The organism is Streptomyces sp. NBC_00310, from assembly GCF_036208085.1.
Classification (GTDB): Bacteria; Actinomycetota; Actinomycetes; order Streptomycetales; family Streptomycetaceae; genus Streptomyces.
Genome location: NZ_CP130714.1, coordinates 6,446,581 through 6,467,304, shown reverse-complemented (window position 1 = coordinate 6,467,304; position 20,724 = coordinate 6,446,581). Strand labels below are relative to the sequence as shown.

At 71.7% G+C, this 20,724-nt stretch carries 18 protein-coding genes; 4 read left to right on the top strand and 14 right to left on the bottom strand.

Annotation, left to right across the window (positions count from 1 at the left end; genetic code table 11):
* Positions 1–44 precede the first annotated feature (44 nt).
* Together OG202_RS28295 and OG202_RS28290 are read right to left on the bottom strand one after the other, a co-directional pair.
* Positions 45–716, bottom strand: coding sequence for a response regulator transcription factor (locus OG202_RS28295; protein WP_326579355.1), 672 nt, complete (start codon positions 714–716; stop codon positions 45–47).
* Between the two features lie 69 nt (positions 717–785).
* Positions 786–1,988 carry a sensor histidine kinase gene (locus tag OG202_RS28290; protein ID WP_326579357.1) on the bottom strand — a complete coding sequence of 401 codons (1,203 nt, stop codon included), beginning with the start codon at positions 1,986–1,988 and terminating at the stop codon, positions 786–788.
* A 208-nt stretch (positions 1,989–2,196) separates the two neighbouring features.
* Between OG202_RS28290 and OG202_RS28285 the strand changes: the two genes are divergently transcribed.
* Entirely contained in the window at positions 2,197–3,210 is a 1,014-nt protein-coding gene (locus OG202_RS28285) for an SAM-dependent methyltransferase (protein ID WP_327728335.1), read from the top strand.
* Positions 3,211–3,286: 76 nt separating this feature from the next.
* Here the strand turns inward: OG202_RS28285 and OG202_RS28280 are convergent, their stop codons facing one another.
* The gene (locus OG202_RS28280; protein ID WP_326579361.1) at positions 3,287–4,447 is read right to left on the bottom strand and encodes an NADH-quinone oxidoreductase subunit D; all 1,161 of its coding nucleotides are present in this window, start codon (positions 4,445–4,447) and stop codon (positions 3,287–3,289) included.
* Between the two features lie 31 nt (positions 4,448–4,478).
* On the opposite strand from OG202_RS28280, the gene OG202_RS28275 reads away from it, so the two are divergent.
* The gene (locus OG202_RS28275) at positions 4,479–4,985 is read left to right on the top strand and encodes a PH domain-containing protein (RefSeq protein WP_327728336.1); all 507 of its coding nucleotides are present in this window, start codon (positions 4,479–4,481) and stop codon (positions 4,983–4,985) included.
* A gap of 497 nt (positions 4,986–5,482) precedes the next feature.
* Positions 5,483–6,772, top strand: coding sequence for a PH domain-containing protein (locus OG202_RS28270; RefSeq protein WP_405896088.1), 1,290 nt, complete (start codon positions 5,483–5,485; stop codon positions 6,770–6,772).
* A gap of 248 nt (positions 6,773–7,020) precedes the next feature.
* On the opposite strand, the gene OG202_RS28265 is transcribed toward OG202_RS28270, so the two are convergent.
* The gene (locus OG202_RS28265) at positions 7,021–9,024 is read right to left on the bottom strand and encodes a hypothetical protein (protein ID WP_327728338.1); all 2,004 of its coding nucleotides are present in this window, start codon (positions 9,022–9,024) and stop codon (positions 7,021–7,023) included.
* Between the two features lie 358 nt (positions 9,025–9,382).
* Complete coding sequence (locus OG202_RS28260) at positions 9,383–10,507, bottom strand: alpha/beta hydrolase (RefSeq protein ID WP_327728339.1); 1,125 nt, start codon at positions 10,505–10,507, stop codon at positions 9,383–9,385.
* A 193-nt stretch (positions 10,508–10,700) separates the two neighbouring features.
* Here OG202_RS28260 and OG202_RS28255 point away from each other — a divergent pair, with 193 nt between their 5' ends.
* Positions 10,701–12,539, top strand: coding sequence for a phosphatidylglycerol lysyltransferase domain-containing protein (locus OG202_RS28255; RefSeq protein WP_327728340.1), 1,839 nt, complete (start codon positions 10,701–10,703; stop codon positions 12,537–12,539).
* A gap of 106 nt (positions 12,540–12,645) precedes the next feature.
* On the opposite strand, the gene OG202_RS28250 is transcribed toward OG202_RS28255, so the two are convergent.
* The 9 genes from OG202_RS28250 to tilS all read right to left on the bottom strand — a co-directional run bounded on the left by OG202_RS28250 (position 12,646) and on the right by tilS (position 20,690).
* Complete coding sequence (locus OG202_RS28250; RefSeq protein ID WP_326579378.1) at positions 12,646–13,131, bottom strand: DUF3180 domain-containing protein; 486 nt, start codon at positions 13,129–13,131, stop codon at positions 12,646–12,648.
* Between the two features lie 103 nt (positions 13,132–13,234).
* Positions 13,235–13,846, bottom strand: coding sequence for a 2-amino-4-hydroxy-6-hydroxymethyldihydropteridine diphosphokinase (gene folK / locus OG202_RS28245; RefSeq protein WP_326579379.1), 612 nt, complete (start codon positions 13,844–13,846; stop codon positions 13,235–13,237).
* Positions 13,843–14,202, bottom strand: coding sequence for a dihydroneopterin aldolase (gene folB, locus OG202_RS28240; protein ID WP_326579380.1), 360 nt, complete (start codon positions 14,200–14,202; stop codon positions 13,843–13,845). The genes folK and folB overlap by 4 nt, the downstream gene beginning before the upstream one ends.
* A gap of 248 nt (positions 14,203–14,450) precedes the next feature.
* Entirely contained in the window at positions 14,451–14,954 is a 504-nt protein-coding gene (locus OG202_RS28235) for a nuclear transport factor 2 family protein (RefSeq protein ID WP_326579381.1), read from the bottom strand.
* On the bottom strand, positions 14,951–15,817 hold the full coding sequence (gene folP / locus OG202_RS28230) for a dihydropteroate synthase (protein ID WP_327728341.1): 867 nt from the start codon (positions 15,815–15,817) through the stop codon (positions 14,951–14,953). The genes OG202_RS28235 and folP overlap by 4 nt, the downstream gene beginning before the upstream one ends.
* Before the next feature lie 60 nt (positions 15,818–15,877).
* A complete protein-coding gene (folE, locus tag OG202_RS28225; RefSeq protein ID WP_326579384.1) occupies positions 15,878–16,483 on the bottom strand; it encodes a GTP cyclohydrolase I FolE in 606 nt (201 codons plus the stop codon).
* A gap of 178 nt (positions 16,484–16,661) precedes the next feature.
* Positions 16,662–18,677 (bottom strand): ATP-dependent zinc metalloprotease FtsH, encoded by a 2,016-nt coding sequence (gene ftsH, locus OG202_RS28220; RefSeq protein WP_326585684.1) that lies wholly within the window; start codon positions 18,675–18,677, stop codon positions 16,662–16,664.
* Positions 18,678–18,856: 179 nt separating this feature from the next.
* Positions 18,857–19,417: a hypoxanthine phosphoribosyltransferase gene (gene hpt / locus OG202_RS28215; RefSeq protein ID WP_326585685.1), complete on the bottom strand. Its 561-nt coding sequence runs from the start codon at positions 19,415–19,417 to the stop codon at positions 18,857–18,859.
* 94 nt (positions 19,418–19,511) lie between these two features.
* Positions 19,512–20,690, bottom strand: a complete 1,179-nt coding sequence (tilS, locus tag OG202_RS28210; RefSeq protein WP_326579386.1) for a tRNA lysidine(34) synthetase TilS — start codon at positions 20,688–20,690, stop codon at positions 19,512–19,514.
* Between the last annotated feature and the right edge of the window lie 34 nt (positions 20,691–20,724).

Sequence of the window (20,724 nt, the reverse complement as noted above, 5' to 3'; positions counted from 1 at the left end):
CTCTCCTGTGGCTCGGCCGGGACCGGTGGGCCCCGGGGGGGGCCTCAGCCCTGCCCTCCCGCCCGGACCAACCCCGTCTCGTACGCCAGGACCACCACCTGGACGCGGTCGCGCAGGCCCAGCTTGGTGAGGATGCGGCCGACGTGGGTCTTGACCGTGGCCTCGGAGAGGACGAGACGGGCGGCGATCTCGCCGTTGGACAGGCCCTGGGCGACGAGGATCATGACCTCGCGCTCGCGCTCGGTGAGGCGCTCCAGCTCCTTGTGCTTCGGTTCCGTGCCGGTGCTCGGGAGCATCGGGGCGAACCGGTCGAGCAGGCGCCGGGTGGTGGAGGGCGCGACGACGGCGTCGCCGCTGTGCACGGCACGGATCGCGGCCAGCAGCTCGCCGGGCGGCACGTCCTTGAGCATGAAGCCGGAGGCGCCCGCCTTCAGCCCGGAGAAGGCGTACTCGTCGAGGTCGAAGGTGGTCAGGATGAGCACCTTGGGCGGGTCGGGCTCCGCGCAGATGCGGCGGGTGGCCTCGACGCCGTCCAGCTTCGGCATACGGACGTCCATGAGGACCACGTCCACCTCGGTCGACCGTGCGACCAGCAGGGCCTCGACGCCGTCGCCCGCCTCCGCCACGACCTCCATGTCCGGCTGGGCTGCCAGCACCATCCGGAACCCGGTGCGCAGCAGCACCTGGTCGTCGACGAGCATTACGCGGATCGCCATCGGGTCCTCTTCCGTGTCCACAGCAGGTCTACAGCGGGTCTACAGATGCCAGCGAGTGGCATGACCGTGTCAGTGTGCGGGCTTCAGGGGCAGCAGGGCGCTGATCCGGAAGCCGCCGCCGGGGCGGGGACCCGCGTCCAGCGTGCCGCCGACCATACCGACGCGCTCACGCATACCGATGAGGCCGTGCCCCTGACCGTCGGCGCCGCCCTCCTCGTACAGCTCGTGGGGCGCGCCCTTGCCGTCGTCCTCGACGAGCAGACCGAGGCCGTCGTCGAAGTAGACCAGGCGGACACTCGCACCGGTGTTCGGGCCGCCGTGTTTGCGGGTGTTGGTCAGGGCCTCCTGGACGATGCGGTACGCCGTCAGCTCCACACCGCTGGGCAGCGGGCGCGGGGTGCCCTCGATCTTGAAGTCCACGGGCAGGCCGGCCACCCGGCACTGCTCGACGAGGTCGTCGATCTGTTCGACATCGGGCTGCGGGACGTACTCGCCGACCTCCTTGTGCTCACCGGTGCGCAGCACGCCGAGCAGACGGCGCATCTCGGCGAGGGCCTGACGGCCGGTGGAGGAGATGGTCTCCAGGGCCTTCTTCGCCTGGTCGGGGGCGGCGTCCAGGACATACGCGGCGCCGTCGGCCTGGACGACCATCACGGAGACGTTGTGCGCGACGACGTCGTGCAGCTCACGGGCGATCCGGGCGCGCTCGGCGGCGACCGCGACCTTGGCCTGCGCCTCGCGCTCCTTCTCCAGCCGGGCGGCACGCTCCTCCAGCTGCGCGAAGTACGCGCGGCGGGTGCGCAGGGAGTCGCCGAGCACCCACGCCAGGGCGAAGGGCACGGTCAGGACGACCGCGAGCACCGCGTTCCCCAGCGTGCTCACCTGATCCTCGGTCCAGCGCAGCTGCGCCAGTGACGCCGCGCAGAGGCCGCCGCCCAGGGCGAACCAGGAGGCCCAGCGGGCGCCGTTCGCCGCGACCGTGTAGATGACCACGAGCATCGCGAAGTCGGCCGGGATTCTCGGCACGTCGAGGATCAGCTGCGCGAAGCCCGCCGCGGCGGCCAGCATCAGCATCTTCTCGGGCATACGGCGCCGCAGGGCGATCGACAGACTGAGCGCGAGCGAGATCACCACGAACGCGGTGTCGTTCATGTCGTTCGCGTAGTCCGTGGCGATCGCTCCGCCGACGAGGGTCATCCCGAGCAGGACGACGGCCCAGAAGCTGTCGACCCATGTCGGGTGCCGGCGGAGGAAGTCATAGAGGCGCTGCACGTAACCCAGCGTAGGGAAGCGGGCGGTGTGCCGGGGTCAACCGGAGGGCCGATCCGTGACCGGGCCACGTACTCCCCAAGGTGGAGGCCGCCCTCCCCGTTCCGCTTAGCCTGGCGTGATGACGGATCGCCTGGGAGCTCGGGGGGACCTCTCGTCGTGCGGCTGCGGGTCCATCACGGCCGGTCACGCCCACACGGCGGAGCCGCACATGTCACACCCCCGCGCCCGTGAAGGGGCGAAGGCGTGGCGGTGTTGGCGCGCCGCGACGCAAGAAGCCCTGTACGGCCCCGAGGGCTTCTACCGGAGGCCGGAGGGGCCCGCCTCGCACTTCCGGACCTCCGTGCACGCCTCCCCGCTCTTCGCCTCCGCCGTGGCGCGGTTGCTGTGCCGGGTGGACGAGGCGTTGGGACGGCCGGGCGAGCTTGGGTTCGTCGACATGGGGGCCGGGCGGGGGGAGCTGGTGAGCGGGGTGCTGGACGCGCTCCCCGCCGAGGTGTCGTCCCGCACGCGCGCGTACGCCGTCGAGCTGGCCGAGCGGCCACCCGGTCTCGATCACCGCATCGAGTGGCTCGCCGAACCGCCGAAGGGGATCGCCGGGCTGCTGTTCGCCAACGAGTGGCTGGACAACGTGCCCGTGGAGGTCGTCGAGGTGGACGCGGCGGGTGTGGCCCGGCTGGTCCTCGTACGGCAGGACGGGAGCGAGCGGCTCGGGGAGGCCGTCGGCGGGGAGGAGGCGCGATGGCTGGGCCGGTGGTGGCCGTTGGCCCCCGAGGAGGGGCTGCGGGCCGAGGTCGGGCTGCCGAGGGACCGGGCGTGGGCCGCCGCCGTGGCGGGTGTCGAGCGGGGACTCGCCGTCGCCGTGGACTACGCGCACCTCGTCGGCTCCCGGCCGCCCTTCGGGACGCTCACGGGGTTCCGGAAGGGGCGGGAGACCTCGCCGGTCCCGGACGGGTCGTGCGACATCACCGCCCATGTGGCACTGGACGCGTGCGCGCTGCCGGGGGCACGGCTGCTCACCCAGCGGGAGGCCCTGCGCGCCCTGGGGGTCGGCGCCGGCCGTCCGCCGCTGTCCCTCGCGACCACCGACCCGGTCGCGTACGTACGGGCCCTCGCGGGCGCGGGCGAGGCCGCCGAACTGACCGCGCCGGGCGGACTGGGCGACTTCGGCTGGCTGCTGCAGACGGTGGGGATTCCGGACCCGCTGCCCCGCTCACCGGCATGAGCCGAACGACGGGGCCCAGGCCGTCCAGCCCATCCAGGCCGTCACGCCCTCACGCCCTCACGCCCTCACGGCCGTCCTACTTGTCGATGTCCCCCACCACGAAGAACAGCGAGCCCAGGATCGCCACCATGTCGGCCACCAGGGTGCCCGGCAGGAGTTCGGTGAGGGCCTGGATGTTGTTGTACGAGGCGGAGCGGAGCTTCAGGCGGTACGGGGTCTTCTCGCCCTTGCTGACGAGGTAATAGCCGTTGATGCCGAGGGGGTTCTCGGTCCAGGCGTAGGTGTGGCCCTCGGGGGCCTTGAGGACCTTCGGGAGGCGCTGGTTGATGGGGCCCGGCGGGAGGTCGGCGAGGCGGTCGAGGCAGGCGTCGGCGAGGGCGAGCGCGTTGTGGGTCTGTTCCAGGAGGCACTCGAAGCGGGCGAGGCAGTCGCCCTCGTCGCGCGTGACGACCTTCAGGACGTCCTGCAGGTCGCCGTACGCCAGGTACGGCTCGTCGCGCCGCAGGTCGAAGTCGACGCCGGAGGCACGGGCGATCGGGCCGCTGACGCCGTACGCGTGCACGGCCTCCGGGGAGAGGACGCCCACGTTCCGGGTGCGGCCCCGGAAGATCTCGTTGCCGAGGACGAGGTCGTCGAAGACACCCATGCGGGAGCGGACGTCCGCGACGGCCGCCCGCGCGCGTGCGGTCCAGCCCGCCGGGAGGTCCTCCTTGAGGCCGCCGACCCGGTTGAACATGTAGTGCATGCGCCCGCCGGAGATCTCCTCCATGACGCTCTGGAGCTCCTCGCGCTCCCGGAAGGCGTAGAAGACCGGGGTGATGCCGCCGAGCTCCAGCGGGTACGAGCCGAGGAACATCAGGTGGTTGAGGACCCGGTTCAGCTCGGCGAGGAGCGTACGCATCCAGACCGCGCGCTCGGGGACCTCCATGCCCAGCATGCGTTCGACGCCGAGGACGACGCCGAGTTCGTTGGAGAAGGCGGAGAGCCAGTCGTGGCGGTTGGCGAGCATGATGATCTGGCGGTAGTCACGCGCCTCGAAGAGCTTCTCCGCGCCCCGGTGCATATAGCCGATGACCGGCTCGGCGTGCCGGATGCGCTCGCCGTCGAGGACGAGCCGCAGCCGCAGCACACCGTGCGTGGACGGATGCTGCGGGCCGATGTTGAGCACCATGTCCGTGCTCTCGGCGGCACCGCCGATACCGACCGTCGTCTCTCGGGTCTCCGTCGGGGGAGTCATGGACACAGTCTGTCGTACGTACGCTGGCGTAATGGAGACGGGGACCTTGGAAGACGGCGCCGAGCGCGCCGAGGGCGAGCCGGTCTGGACCGGACTGCCGCCCGGGCTGTTGCGGATGAGGCGGCTGTTGCTGGTGTTGTGGCTGGGGCCGATCACCGTCGGTACGGCGGTACTGCTGGGCTGGCTGGCGGAGCCGGTGTGGGCGGCCTTCGCGCTGCTGCCCCTCGGCCTGCTGCTGTGGGGCTGGCCGATGCTGGGCCGGAACTGGCGGTCATGGCGGTACGCCGAAAGGGCGGACGACCTGTTGATCAGCCGGGGTGTGCTCTGGCGGGAGGAGACCGTCGTGCCGTACGGGCGTATGCAGCTGGTCGAGGTGGAGTCCGGGCCCGTCGAGCGGCACTTCAACCTGGCGAGCGTGCAGCTGCGCACGGCCGCCGCCGCCACGGACGCCCGCATCCCCGGTCTCGACCCGGCCGAGGCCGAACGCCTCCGCGACCGCCTCACGCAACTGGGCGAGGCCCGATCGGCAGGGCTGTGACGGTGTCGGCGCAGGAAGCGGACGACGCGGTACAAGCGGAGAGGCCGGGGGACGGGGCCGAGCGCGAGCCGGAGCCCGCGGCGGTGAGCGGGCTGGGCGGGGTGCCGGAGGCCGGGGCCGGGCCGGGCGGGAAGGCGGAGGTGGGGGCCTCCGCATCGGCCTCCGTGGCCGAGAACGGCGGCGGTACTGCGAAGGCGGACGCCGAGGACGACGGCGGGACGGGTGAGGCGGACGCCGAGCGCCGCGGCGGGACAGCGGAGGCGGACGCCGAGAACGACGGCGGGACAGCGAAGGCGGACGCCGAGGACCACGGCGGGCGGGGTGAGGCGAGCGCCGAGAACGACGGCGGGACAGCGGAAGCGGACGCCGAGAACGGCAGCGGGCGGGGTGAGGCGGACGCCGAGAACGACGGCGGGACAACGGAGGCGGACGCCGAGAGCCGCGGCGGGACGGGTGATGCGGGCGCCGAGGACGACGGCGGGACGGGTGAGAAGCCGGTGGTCGAGCATCGGCTGCATCCGGTGACGCCGCTGCGGCGGGCCTGGGCGCCGGTGGCGGTGTTGATCGGGTGGGCCGTGCACGATCCGGACGGGGCGCAGCGGAACCTGATGCGGCTCGACACGACGACCCTGCTGATCGGGCTCGGTGTGTTCATCCCGGCCGCCGCCCTGTACGGCTTCCTGACCTGGTGGTTCACCCACTTCGCGGTGACCGACAGCGAACTGCGCATCCGTACCGGCCTGTTGTTCCGCCGTACCGCCCACATCCGCCTGGAGCGCATTCAGGCCATCGACGTCACCCGCCCACTGCTGGCCCGGATCGCGGGCGTGGCGAAACTCAGACTCGACGTCGTCGGCACCGACAAGAAGGACGAGCTGGCCTACCTCGGCGAGGCGCACGCCGGCGCCCTGCGGGCCGAACTCCTCGCCCGCGCGGCCGGTTTCGCGCCGGAGACCGCGCACGAGGTCGGCGAGGCGCCCGTACGGCGGCTTCTGAAGGTCCCGGCCGGCGTGCTGGCCATGTCCCTCGTCCTGACCGGCGCGACCTGGGCGACCCTGGTGGCCGCGGTCGTCGTACCGTCCGTGCTGTGGTTCGTCACGGAGAGCGTGTGGACCGTCCTCGCGACCGCGCTGCCGCTGCTCGGCGCGGCCGGGGCGAGCAGTGTGGGGCGGTTCGTCGCGGAGTACGACTGGACGGTCGGCGACTCCCCCGACGGGCTCCGCATCGACCACGGGCTCCTCGACCGGGCCCACGAAACGGTCCCGCCCGGCCGCGTGCAGACCGTCCGCGTCGTCGAACCGCTGCTGTGGCGGCGCCGCGGGTGGGTCCGCGTCGAGCTGGACGTGGCCGGTTCCTCGAACTCCGTCCTCGTACCGGTCGCGCCGCGCGAGGTGGCCGAGTCGGTGATAGCGCGTGTGCTGCCGGGGGTGGCCGTGCCGGACGCGGCGGCTCTCGTACGGCCGCCGGGGCGGGCGCGGTGGTGCGTGCCGCTGTGGTGGCGGGGGTACGGGCTCGCCGTCAGCGACACGGTGTTCGCGGCGCGGCACGGGCTGCTGCGGCGCCGGCTCGATCTCGTGCCGCACGCGAAGGTGCAGAGCGTACGGCTGTCGCAGGGGCCCTGGCAGCGGTCCAAGGGTCTCGCCGACGTGCATGTCGACACCGGCGCCAACAAGACCGTGACCGCGCGGCTGAGGGACGCCGGGGAGGCGGCTGAGCTGCTGCGTGCGCAGGCGGAACGGTCGCGGACGGGGCGGCGTGAGGCTCTGCCGGATCGGTGGATGGTGTAGCGCCGGGGGGGTGGGCTGCGTCGGTGCGGGGGCCGGGGTGGGGCGTGGGCGCCCGGTGGTCGGGGTGGCGTGGGCGCCCGGCGGCTTCGGCTGGGCGGAGGGCGGTTTCGCTCACCGGCGCTTGCGGGGTGCCGCCGCGCCCACCCTCCCCCACTCTCGGCTTCGTTCGAGCGGGAGGTGCCCCCATCGCCCCAGCGGCACGACTGCCCGCGGTGGCCGGGACGGCCGGCTGTACCGGCCGCCCGTGGCTAGGACGCTGCCGTGCGCAGGCCCTGTACGTCGATCTGTTCCGTCTCGTCGTGGGCGGTGAGGTCGATGACCTGGCCGACGCCTCGGGATGCCTCGTCGGGGCGCTTGAACCGGGCCTCGGACTCGGCCTTGTGCAGCGCGAGGGCCTCCTGGCCGATCACGTCGGCGAGGTCCTCGTTCTGCACGGCCTCCAGGGCGTCCGCGCCCTTCTGCGTACCGAAGAAGTCGAACCCTCCCTCGACGGCCGCCCGCCGCTGCGGCGCGGCAGGAACCACGGCCACGGCCGTGGGCACCGTGAAGTGACCCGCCGGCGGGAGTGCGGGCAGCGGCGCCGGAGCGGCCTGCTCCGCCTGCCGCACGTGCCCCGCGCGCCCCGACGGCTCCACCCGCGTCAGCTCGCCCACCCCCGTCGACCGTGTCGGAGCGGAGACCGCGGGTACGGGACCGGCGGCCGCGCGCTCATGACCACGGGCCGCCACGGACTTCCCCAGCGCGTCGTCCTCCTCGGCGGTGAGCACCGGAACCGGCTCCTCCGCCGCCTCGGCGGAACGTCCCTGCCGAGTGCCCCCGTCCGTCGGCCCGTCCGGGTCACCCTTGGGAGAAGGGCCCTTGGGGGAACCACCCTTCGATGCCTGGCCCTTGGCGGTCGCCTCGGCGGACTCGGCGGAGTCCGGCTCGGCGACGGACGTCTCGCCCGGCTCATCGACCTGATCGACCTGTACGTCGACGGCGTCGTCCACAGGGTCGTCACCGGAGCCGTCTGCGAAGTCGTCGGCGAACTCGCCCTCGACCTCGGAGTCCGAGGACACGCTCGCTTCCTCGGCACCGGCCACTTCGGACTCGACTACGGCATCGGCACCAGCACCGGCCTCGTCCGCAACCCCGAACTCGGGCTCGGGCTCGGGCACAAACCCCGACGCGGTCCCGATCCCGATCCCGATCCCGATCTCGGTCTCCGTCTCGGTCTCCGTCTCCGTCTCCGTCTCGGATCCAGCCGCGAACTCACCGTCAGCCCCGGGCTCAGCCTCGGCCTGGGCGACCACCCCGTCGCCACCGGCCTCGGCCGCACCCTCGCTCGCAGCCCCGGCCCCGGTCTCCCTCGAACCCTCCACCGAGCCCCGCTGGGTGATGATCCGGTCCAACGCCGAGTTCGCGCGCAGGAAGAGCGAGGAACCGGCCGGCGAGAACACCGAAGAGGCCGACCCCTTCGCCCCGGAGCCCTCGGCCTCGGCCGAGGCACCACCGTCGACGTCACCCTCGGCAGAAGCACCCCCGTCGGCGTCGGGATCGGCATCGGCATCGGCGTCGGCATCGGCCGAGGCACCCCCGGCTTCGCCCTTCCCCGCCTTCCCCGTCTTCCCCGCCTTCGCCGCCTCGGCCGCAGCCTTGGAAGCCGTCTCCCACGAAGCCCAGGGCGCCCCCGGTGAGGGAACCCCCTGCGGCGGCACCGGCGAAGCCTGGGCCACCGCGGTGGCCTCGTCACCCTCGCCGTCACCCGCACCCGCGTCCGAACCGGCCGCCTCCAACTCCCGCGCCCCCTCGGGAACGGTCGCCTCGATCTCCAGCAGGCGGCGGCCCTCCAGGGCGCTGGCCCGCTCGGTCTCGGCGGTGGCGTAGCGGCGCAGCAGCGCGGCGTGCTCGTTGCGGAGGTTGGCCAGTTCCGCACGCTTGGCCCGGAGCTTGTGCTCCAGCTTGGTGCGCAGCTCGCGCGACTCCTCGAGGTCGGTCTCCACCTCGGCGACCTTCTCCTCGTGACGCCACTCGTCGCTCGCCCGCGCACGCGTGAGGTCGGCGACGCGTTTGCCTGCCTCCACGTCCCAGCGGCGCATGACCGCCGCGCCCACGGCCGCGGTCGCCGCGGCGAGGGCGGCGGTGACCCGGAGCACCGACGGCTCGGTGAACACCCAGGGCCCGAGGGCGCAGACGAGCGAGACGCCTGCGATCGCCGTGGGGGGCAGCAGCCTGTGCAGAGGTGGTGAATGGCGGTGACGTCCACGTGGCATGGCCAGAAACTTACCGCGCGTAGGCGAATGATGGTGCCCCGGGCCGTAAAAACTCAGCCGCCCCTCTCACCTCTCACAAGCCCTCACAAGCTCCCTCACGGCCAGGGCACCAAGGCACCCACCGGCGACTCCTTTACTGGATCAAGCCGAGGGAATCCAGATACGCCTTGGCCACATCTGCCTCTTTCCCCAGACGGGGGAATTCCACGAATTGCCGCGCCGCCGACAGACCCCTCAGCAGTCGCACGCACGGGCAGCACGCACGGGCAGCACGGACGGCACGCACGGACGGCACGCACCGTCGGCACGCAGCGGTCGCACTCCGCTCTCACTCGGCGGTCGCCCTCGCCACCCGCACTCACCGGTCGCTCAACCGCCCGCTGATCCACTGCAGAGTCGCCGGGATCTCGCGCCGCCACGTGTTGAAGTTGTGCCCGCCGCTGTCGAGGATGATCGACGAGATCCGGGTCGGCCGCTTCTCTTTCGCCAACTCGATGAACTCGAGCGTGTTCCTGTAGTTGGTCTCCCCCTGTTTGCTGCTGGTGACCAGCAGAGAGGTGTCCGGCGCCGGCCGGTGCCTCAGATACCAGAAGAGGTCCGCCTCGTTCCGCAGCGTCCTGTTCCCCTGGAAGAGATCGCCGGTCGTGGCGTCGAGCGGCGCCTTGTAGTACGGCGAGAGGCCCGCGCCGGCGGCGTACACCCGGGGGTGGTGCATGGCGAGTTTCAGCGCACAGTAGCCGCCGGTCGAGTCGCCGATGATCCCCCAGCTCCCGGGCTTCTTCCCGACCCGGTAGTGGTGACCCACGGCGTCCGGCAGGTCCTCGGCGAAGAACGACTCGGTCCGCGGCCCGCCCGGGACGTCCACGCACTCGGTGTCGCGCGGCGGCGCCACGGTCGGCCGCAGCATGACCAGGATCATCGGCTGCGCCTTGCCGTCGCGGGCCAACTTGTGTGCCGTCTGCGGAAAGTGGAGGCCCTTGACGAGCGCCTCGGCCGTGCCCGGGTAGCCGGTGAGGACGACGGCCGCGGGGAAGGTGCGGGTGCGGTACTCGGGCTGGAAGTACTCCGGCGGCAGATACACGTACGCCGGGCTCGCGATCCGTGTCGTACGGCCGACGATCTCGACCTTCTGGATCTGGCCGCCGATGGTGGGGCGGGCGCCGCCGGCCACGTTCACCTGCTGGGTGTCGACGACCCGCAACGGCCCGCCGGTGTCGGCGCCGTCGTGGTCGACGACCACGCCCTGGCCGTTCTCCCGGCCGAGGAGGTCGGCCCAGCTGGCGTAGAACCCGAAGGCCTGGTTCGCGGCGAGGCCGACCGACGCGAAGACGGCGACCTGCGTGGCCAGCAGGACCACGATCCGGCCGCCGACCGCCCGCCAGCCGCGACGTGCCAGCCTCGGCCACAGCCACACCGTGCCGATGAACAGCAGCACGGCGGACAACACCACCAACGCCAGCACCTTGTTACTCGTAAGACCCATCGGGTTGTCCCCCGCCGCCCTTTCTTTCCTTGTCTTTCCTTGTCCTTTGGTTCAGCTTTCCGATGGAGAGTGAACCTCCGCCCTCAAGTCACCGTCCTAGAGGGCGCAATGTCGCCGGATGCCGGAAAAGGCACCGGATCCAAGCTCTCTCGCAGAACCACGGGATGCGATGTCTGTCAGGACAGATGGGGAAATGTCGGGTGGGGTTCCGGTCCGGTCGGGCCGACTCCACTCGAACGCCGGTCGGCGCGGATACGGCGTCGTGCGCGGCGCGCTGCGCGGGCCGCGCCCCGAGGCGGTACCCGCCCTGGTCGCCAGGGCCTGCACGCTCGTCGGGCTCGTGGACATCGCCGCGGGCGTGTTCCCCCGCTTCCGGAACAGTCGTATGCACGCGCTGGCCGAGGTGCTCCCCGGCGCGCTCGGACCGTTCGCGGCGGCCCTCTCCCTGAGCGCCGGCGTCCTGCTGCTCCTCCTCGCCCACGGCCTGCGCCGGCGAAAACGGCGGGCCTGGCGCGCGGCCGTGATCCTGCTCCCGGCCGGGGCGATCGCCCAGTTCACGTACCGTCACTCGGTCGTCGGCGTCCTCGTCTCGCTGGCGCTGCTCGTCCTGCTGCTGCGCCACCGTGACGAGTTCCGCGCCCTGCCCGACCCGACCAGCCGCTGGCGCGCCCTCGCCAACTTCGTCCTGATGGGCGCCGGTTCGATCATGCTGGGCCTGCTCGTCGTCAGCGCCCACCCCGGGCGCATGGTCGGCGACCCGAGCCTCGCCGACCGGCTCGAACACGTCATCTACGGCCTGTTCGGCTTCGAGGGCCCGGTCGACTACGCCGGCAACACGTCCTGGACGGTGGCCTTCTCCCTCGGCGCCCTCGGTCTGCTGACCGCCATCACCACGGTCTACCTGGCCTTCCGCCCCGAACACCCGGCGGCCCGCCTCACCGACGACGACGAGGTACGGCTGCGCGCCCTGCTCGACAAGCACGGCGGCCGCGACTCCCTCGGCCACTTCGCGCTCCGCCGCGACAAGGCCGTCGTCTTCTCCCCGAGCGGCAAGGCGGCGGTGACGTACCGCGTCGTCTCCGGTGTGATGCTCGCCAGTGGCGACCCGATCGGCGACGTCGAGGCCTGGCCCGGCGCGATCGAGCGCTTCATGGACGAGGCGAAGGCCCACTCCTGGACCCCGGCCGTCATGGGCTGCTCGGAGACGGGCGCGGAGGTCTGGACCCGGGAGACCGGCCTCGACGCCCTGGAACTGGGCGACGAGGCGGTGGTGGACGTCTCGGATTTCTCCCTCGCCGGGCGCGCGATGCGCAACGTGCGCCAGATGGTGAAGCGCATCGAGCGGCTCGGTTACGAGACCCGGGTACGGCGCGTCCGTGACCTCGGCGAGGCGGAGCTGGACCGGATCCGGCGCGCCGCCGAGGACTGGCGCGGCACCGACACCGAGCGCGGCTTCTCCATGGCGCTCGGCCGCGTCGGCGACCCGGCCGACGGCGACTGCCTCATCGCCACCGCCCACAAGGCCGACGAGGTCCCGGGCCCGTACGGCGACCTGAAGGCCGTGCTCCACTTCGTGCCCTGGGGCCCCGACGGCGCCTCCCTGGACCTGATGCGCCGCGACCGCGCCGCGGACCCCGGTATGAACGAACTCCTCATCGTCGCGGCCCTCCAGGCCGCTCCCCGCCTGGGCGTGAAGCAGGTGTCCCTGAACTTCGCGATGTTCCGCTCGGCCCTGGCGCGCGGCGAGAAGATCGGCGCGGGACCGGTGCTGCGCGCCTGGCGCGGGCTGCTGGTCTTCCTCTCCCGCTGGTTCCAGATCGAGTCGCTGTACAAGTTCAACGCGAAGTTCCGCCCGCGGTGGGAGCCGCGCTTCGTCGTCTACGCGACCTCCCGCGACCTGCCCCGCATCGGCCTCGCGGCGATGCAGGCCGAGGGCTTCGTCACCCTCGCGCTGCCCCGCGTCCTGCGCCGCCGTGCGAAGGCCCCGGCGCCGTGCGCGCACGCGGTGCGCTCCGCGGGCAACGCCGCGTAACGCTCCGCGGGGGACACCGTAGGACGCGGGGGACGCCCGTACGAACAGTGCGGGCCGGACGTGGCTGGTCGCGCAGTTCCCCGCGCCCCTTTACGGGGCGCGGGCGTCACATCGCCCGTGCCGCCCCGCCGTTGGTGTCGTCGTCCTCCGGGAGCTTGCAGACGCGCTCCAGGAAGAAGGCGGCCACTATGACGGCGATGCCCGCGAGGACGGAGAAGCCGGCGTAGATGGCCTGGTCGCGGCGGGCCGGGTTCTCCAGGGACTCCAGGAGGAAGACACCGACGCCGCCGTACATGCCGGAGACGAGGGCGGCGACGAGGGCGCTGGCCTGGCCGAAGACGACCGCGCGGGCGGCCATCAGGGGGTCGACGCCCTTGGCCTCCGGCCGCCGCTCCCGCTGGGCCTTGAGGCGGTTGCGGATGGACAGCGCGGTGGCCGTCAGGACGGCGGCGATCAGGGCGAGCACGATGGGGGCGGCCAGCGGGACGCTCGGCAGGGTGCCCACCGAGTTCCACAGCCGGGCCCCGGCCCAGGACAGCACTCCCGCCACGACGAACACCGCGGCCAGCGTCCTGATGCGCAGCTCTTTCACGATGCCCCTTCGACGAGCCCGATGGTCCACGGGCGCCGGGTGGTCGGCCCGGCCGGTGATCCCGACGGCGTCGGGATGATCCCGACCCGGTAGACCTTAACGACTACTCGGGCAGGTGGAGTTCCAGGTCGGCGCGGGGCGACACACCTTCACGGGTGACGCCGTCGAGGAGCAGGGCGACCGGGCCCCGGCCGGCGAGCCGGGCCTCCGGCTCCACGTCGTGCCACGGGGCGAGGACGAACGCCCGCTCGTGCGCGCGCGGGTGCGGCAGGATCAGCGCCGGGTCGTCGGAGACCACGTCCGCGTACGCCACGATGTCGACGTCCAGCGTGCGCGGCCCCCAGCGCTCGTCCCGCACCCGGTGGAAGGCCTCCTCGACCGCCTGGGCCCGCTCCAGCAACGAGGACGGCGGCAGGGTGGTCTTCAGGACGACGACCGCGTTGTAGTACGACGGCTGGCTGCCCGGCGCCACCCCCCACGGCTCGGTCTCGTACACCGGCGACACGGCCTTGATGCGGACGCCGGGCGTGTCCTCCAGCGCGTCGATGGCGCCCTGGAGGTTCTCCAGCCGGTTGCCCAGGTTCGAGCCGAGGGAGATCACCGCCCGGCGGGGGTTGTGCAGGGTCGTGTCGGCCTCGTCCACCTTCTGCACGACGGAGGCCGGCACCGGCTGTACGGTCGGGTCGCTCTGACCCTCGGTGAAGAACGCGGTCATACTCGGCTCCGGGTGATGGTGACGGTCGTGTCGTCGAAGGGGACCGTGATCGGCGCGTTCGGCTTGTGGACGGTGACCTCGACCTCCTGGACCACGTCATGCCGCAGACACGCCCGGGCGATGCGCTCGGCCAGCGTCTCGATGAGGTTCACCGGCTCGCCCGCGACGATGGCGACGACCTCCTCGGCCACGATCCCGTAGTGCACGGTCTTCGCCAGGTCGTCGTCGGCCGCGGCCGGCCGGGTGTCCAGCCCGAGGACGAGGTCCACGACGAAGGTCTGGCCCTCCTCGCGCTCACCCGGGAACACCCCGTGATACCCACGGGCCCTGAGGCCGCGCAGCGCGACACGATCCACGCGAATCACTCCTGCAATCGTCGGTGACGGCCGATGTCGTCCGTATGCGGTCGGCACACCGGCCACCTTCGAATCTACCTGCGGGCACGGACAGCGCTCCCCCACGGAGGCTCGGCCCCACCCTTGTACGGGCAGGGTTCACCGAGCGTTTCCCGCAGGGAACACGGCGGCTCACAGGTCGGAAGCCGCCCATACCCGCGACCCCGTGTTCCCAATCACGCCTTGGCCCTTGGGGACCGCCCACCCACTCAGGAAGGTGACGCGTCGCCCTCGTCGTCATCGGATTCGGTCAGTACCGGGGAACCGTGGTGCGACCACAGCTTCCAGCCGTCGGATGTGCGGCGGAACACATTCGTGGCGACCACCAGCTGCCCCACGAGCGGCCCCAGCTCGTCACTGCCGTCCGGCGCCGGGCCCCCGCTGAGGATGTTCTCGGTGCAGGTGACGAGCGCGGTGTCCCCGGTGACCGACACATGCACGTCGGTGAGGAAGAACTGGATGTACTCCGTGTTCGCCATGATCAACGCGTACGACCGCAGCACCTCGCCGCGCCCGGTGAGGACCGGCCAGCCGGGGTGCACGCAGGAGATCACGCCGGTCTCGGCGGGGTCGTGGTACTCCTCGTCCACGCCCACGTCGGCCGGGGTCAGCCAGAGCGAGGAGAGCGTCTCGAAGTCGCCCTGCTCCATGGCCTCGTAGAAGGCTCGGTTGGCGAGTTCGACCTGTTCGACATCGGTGTGGGGAGCGCTCACCGCTCCCGGGCCCCTTCGATCGCGCGGGTCACGCGAACCGCGTCGGCGGTGGCACGGACCTCGTGCACCCGGACCGCCCAGGCGCCCTGCTGAGCGGCCAGGGCCGACACGGCGGCCGTGGCGGCGTCCCGTTCGCGTGCGGGCGGCGGTGAGCCCTCCGAGCCCGCCAGCACCCGGCCGAGGAACCGCTTGCGGGAGGCGGCGACCAGCAGCGGGTGGCCGAGGCCGTGCAGCCGGTCGAGGTGGGCGAGGAGGGTGAGGTCGTGCTCGGCGTCCTTGGAGAACCCGAGGCCCGGGTCGACGACGACGCGGTCCGCCGCGACGCCGCCCGCCAGAACGGCCTCCACGCGCGCGTGCAGTTCGTCCAGCACCTCGGCGACGACGTCCTCGTAGACGCCCCTGACGTTGCCGCCCTCCAGGAAGCCGCGCCAGTGCATCACCACGAAGGGGGCGCCCGCGTCGGCGACCACCGGGATCATCGCGGGGTCGGCGAGGCCGCCGCTGACGTCGTTGACGAGGGCGGCGCCGGCCGCGAGGGCCTGCTCGGCGACGGAGGCGCGCATGGTGTCCACGGAGACGGTGACACCCTCGGAAGCCAGCCCCCGCACGACGGGGATGACGCGCTTGAGCTCCTCGGCCTCGTCGACGCGGGCGGCACCGGGGCGGGTCGACTCACCGCCGACGTCCACCAGGTCCGCGCCCTCCCCGACCATGTCCAGGCCGTGTTTGACCGCCGCCGTGGTGTCGAACCAGCGGCCGCCGTCGGAGAAGGAGTCCGGGGTGACGTTGACGACGCCCATGACCGCACAACGGTCCCACCGGGGCATTCCGCCCACCTGGCCGCGCCGGTTCTGCTTGCTCATGCGTCAAGCCTAGGCCCCCGGCGGTGGGAGCGATCCGCCGCTCCCGGGGCGACGGGCCGGTCAGTGGGCCATGATGAGGCTCATCGCCTCGTTCCGGGTCGCCGCGTCCCGGAGCTGGCCGCGCACCGCCGACGTTATGGTCTTCGCGCCGGGCTTGCGGATGCCCCGCATCGACATGCACATGTGCTCGCACTCCACGACCACGATCACCCCGCGCGGCTCCAGGATCTCCATCAGCGAGTCGGCGATCTGCGTCGTCATCCGCTCCTGCACCTGCGGGCGCCGGGCGTACACGTCCACGAGCCGCGCCAGCTTCGACAGTCCGGTGATCTTGCCGGTGGTGGACGGGATGTACCCGACATGGGCGACGCCCCGGAACGGGACCAGATGATGTTCACAGGTGCTGTACACCTCGATGTCCTTCACGAGCACCATCTCGTCGTGACCGAGGTCGAACGTCGTGGTCAGCACGTCCTCCGGCCGCTGCCACAGCCCCGCGAAGATCTCCCGGTACGCCCGCGCCACCCGCGCCGGCGTCTCCCTGAGCCCCTCCCGGTCGGGATCTTCCCCGACCGCGATCAGCAGCTCGCGCACAGCGTTCTCGGCACGCTTCTCGTCGAACTCGCCGATGCGGCCCTCGCCGTCCAGCGTCACGGGGTCGGTCATGTCGTGCCTCGCTCCTGAGCCTGCGACGCGTACGGGTTACGCGTCTCATCTTTCGGCCATACGAAAATGCCGCGCCCCCAGGCTAGATCCAGGGGGGCGCGGCATCCATCTCGGGCCTGATGAGGCGGCCGGGCCGGGAGCCAGGGGCTCCCGGTGGCCGGATCTCATCGGTGGGGCGTCAGCTCTCCGGACTCTCCTCCGGAGTCGCCTCGACGGGCGCCTTGGCGGTGATCGCCGGCGCCGCGCCGTTGGCGCCGTTCGTCAGTGCGAGCTCCCTGGGGGAGAGCACCGGCGGACGGGTGGAGGGGGTACGGCGGGAGGAGCCGGTCCAGGCGGGCCGGGGCGGACGCTTGACGATGGTGGCGAAGATCTCGGCGATCTCCTCCTTGCCCAGCGTCTCCTTCTCCAGCAGCTGAAGCACCAGGTTGTCGAGGACGTCGCGGTTCTCGACCAGGATCTCCCAGGCCTCGTTGTGCGCGTTCTCGATGAGCTTCTTGACTTCCTCGTCCACCAGCGCGGCGACCTCTTCCGAGTAGTCGCGCTGGTGAGCCATCTCACGTCCGAGGAACGGCTCCGTGTTGTCGCCGCCGAACTTGATGGCTCCGAGACGCTCGGTCATGCCGTACTGGGTGACCATCGCGCGGGCCAGACCGGTGGCCTTCTCGATGTCGTTCGCGGCGCCGGTGGTCGGGTCGTGGAAGACCAGTTCCTCGGCGGCGCGGCCACCCATCATGTACCCGAGCTGGTCGAGCATCTCGTTACGAGTGGTCGAGTACTTGTCCTCGTCCGGCAGGACCATCGTGTACCCGAGGGCGCGGCCCCGGGACAGGATCGTGATCTTGTGGACCGGGTCGGAGTTCGGCGAGGCCGCCGCGACCAGGGCGTGACCGCCCTCGTGGTACGCGGTGATCTTCTTCTCCTTGTCCGACATGATCCGGGTCCGCTTCTGCGGGCCCGCGATCACGCGGTCGATCGCCTCGTCCAGCATGTGGTTGTCGATCAGCTTCTTGTCGCTGCGGGCCGTGAGGAGCGCGGCCTCGTTCAGGACGTTGGAGAGATCGGCACCCGTCATACCGGGGGTGCGGCGGGCGACGGCCCCGAGGTCGACGTCGGGCGCGACCGGCTTGCCCTTCTGGTGGACCTTGAGGATCTCCAGACGGCCCTGCATGTCCGGGCGGTCGACGGCGATCTGACGGTCGAAGCGGCCCGGGCGCAGCAGCGCCGGGTCGAGGATGTCCGGGCGGTTCGTCGCGGCGATGAGGATCACACCGCCCTTGACGTCGAAGCCGTCCATCTCGACGAGCAGCTGGTTCAGCGTCTGCTCGCGCTCGTCGTGACCACCGCCGAGGCCGGCGCCGCGGTGGCGGCCGACCGCGTCGATCTCGTCGACGAAGACGATCGCCGGGGCGTTCGCCTTGGCCTGCTCGAAGAGGTCACGGACCCGGGAGGCACCGACACCGACGAACATCTCGACGAAGTCGGAACCGGAGATCGAATAGAAGGGGACGCCCGCCTCGCCGGCGACGGCGCGCGCCAGCAGCGTCTTGCCCGTGCCGGGCGGGCCGTAGAGCAGCACACCCTTGGGGATCTTGGCGCCGACGGCCTGGAACTTGGCGGGCTCCTGCAGGAACTCCTTGATCTCGTGGAGCTCCTCGACGGCCTCGTCCGCGCCCGCGACGTCCGAGAACGTCGTCTTCGGGGTGTCCTTGGTGATGAGCTTGGCCTTGGACTTCCCGAAGTTCATGACCCGGGAGCCGCCGCCCTGCATCTGGTTCATCAGGAACAGGAACACGACGACGATGAGGACGAAGGGGAGCAGAGACAGCAGGATGCCGACGAAAGCGTTCTGCTTGGTCGGGGAGACCGTGTAGCCGTCGGGGATCTGCTTGTTCTGGAACTTGTCCTGCAGGGTGTTGGCGAGGGTGTAGCCCTGGTCGCCGATATAGCTCGCTTGGATCTTCGAGCTGCCCTCGATCTTCTGGCCGTCCTTGAGCTGAACCTTGATGGTCGACTCTTCGCCGGTGGTCAGCTTGGCTTCTTTGACCTTGTTGTCATTGATCGCCTGGACCACCTGGCCGGTGTCCACCGTCTTGTAGCCGCCGGACGAGCCGACGACCTGCATCAACACGACCACGGCAAGGACGGCCAGCACGATCCACATGACTGGCCCACGGAAGTATCGCTTCACGTCCATCCATACGGAGCGGTGCCGCCCCGTCCCTCCTGCCATAGTGAGTTTGATAAAAGACTGTTCTTCGGACGGTACCCCAGCTTTGTCACCCGAAGCCGCAGGGGACTGTTGGCAATCCCGCCCACGCATGCTCCAACGGCGCGAAACCCGCTGGGGTTCCCGAGCGTCTTACGGGGGTTGGTTCAGCCGCCGTAGACGTGGGGCGCGAGCGTACCGACGAACGGGAGGTTGCGGTACTTCTCGGCGTAGTCGAGGCCGTAGCCGACGACGAACTCGTTGGGGATGTCGAAGCCGACCCACTCCACGTCGATGGCGACCTTGGCGGCGTCCGGCTTGCGCAGCAGGGTGCAGATCTTCAGGGACTCGGGCTCACGGGAGCCGAGGTTGGAGATCAGCCAGGACAGGGTCAGGCCCGAGTCGATGATGTCCTCGACGATCAGGACGTGCTTGCCCTTGATGTCGGTGTCGAGGTCCTTGAGGATCCGCACCACACCCGAGGACTGGGTGCCCGCTCCGTAGGAGGAGACGGCCATCCAGTCCATGGTGACCGGGGTGGACAGCGCCCGGGCGAGGTCCGCCATGACCATCACCGCGCCCTTGAGGACTCCGACGATGAGCAGGTCCTTGCCCGCGTACTCCGCGTCGATCTTCGCGGCCAGCTCGACCAGCTTCGCGTCGATCTCTTCCTTGGTGATGAGTACCTCTTTGAGGTCGGCACCCATGTCTTTCGCGTCCACCCGCATCACTTTCGGTCGGTCGTCCCAGGGCCGCTCCCGGACGCCCGTCCCGCACGAGGGGGTCGGGGGCCCGTGTGAGGGGCCCCTTCGGCGTCCGGTTTCAGCCTTGCCGAATCACCAGTCTGCCACCCTGCCGCTGGGCGACGACCCGGCCGGGGAGATTGATGGCCCCCTGACCGCGCCAGCCGGTGATGAGACGGTCGACCTCCTCGATGTGCCGGGCGAAGAGGGAACCGGCCGGGGCACCGGCCTCGATGGCGGCCCGGCGCAGGATCCGGCGGCGTACGGCGGGCGGCAGGGCGTAGAGCTTCGCGCACTCCAGCAGGCCCGCCGCGTCCCGGACGGAAGCCTCGGCCTGGCGGGCCCAGGAGTCGAGGGCGTCGGCGTCGTCGCGGGAGAGCTGGGCCGTACGGGCGAGGGCCTCGACGACGCCCTTGCCGAGCGCCTTCTCCAGGGCGGGCAGGCCCTCGTGCCGGAGCCGGGACCGCGTGTAGGCGGGATCGGCGTTGTGCGGGTCGTCCCAGACGGACAGCGACTGGACCATGCAGGCCTTGCGGGCGGTCTGCCGGTCGAGCTGGAGGAAGGGGCGGCGGTAGCGGCCGTCGGCCCCCGAGACCGCGGCCATCCCGGACAGGGAGCGGATGCCTGAGCCGCGGGCGAGACCGAGCAGGACGGTTTCGGCTTGGTCGTCACGGGTGTGGCCGAGCAGGACGGCGGTGCCGCCGTGGCGTGTCAGCGCGGCGTCCAGGGCGGCGTAGCGGGCGTCGCGGGCGGCGGCCTCGGGGCCGCCGTCGCGGCCGACGGTCACGGCCACGGAATCGACCGGGTCCAGGCCGAGTTCCCGAAGGCGCAGCGCGACTTCCTCGGCGCGCAGGTCGGAGCCGGGCTGCAGACCGTGGTCGACGGTGATGCCACCGGCGCGGACGCCGAGCTTGGGTGCCTCGAAGGCGAGGGCGGAGGCGAGCGCCATGGAGTCGGCGCCGCCGGAGCACGCCACGAGCACGAGCGGCTGCTCGGGTGCGGCGGGGCCCCGGCGCGCGGCACCCGGGCGCGCGGAAACGCCGGGCCCGACCCCGACGGACATGGCCACGGGGGATACGGCCGCGGAGGGCGCGGGCACCGGTTGTGCGCCCGTGCCCGAGGGCGCGCCGGAGGTCGCACGGGCGGGCGCGTGGGCGGGCGCGTGAAGGGTGGTGTTCGTGTGGTGTTCGGTGAGGAGGTCGTGGAGTACGCGGCGGACCGCCAGGCGTATCGCCGCGACCGCGGGGTGGGGACCCATGTCCGGTTCCCTTCATGAAATTGTCGGGGGGTGA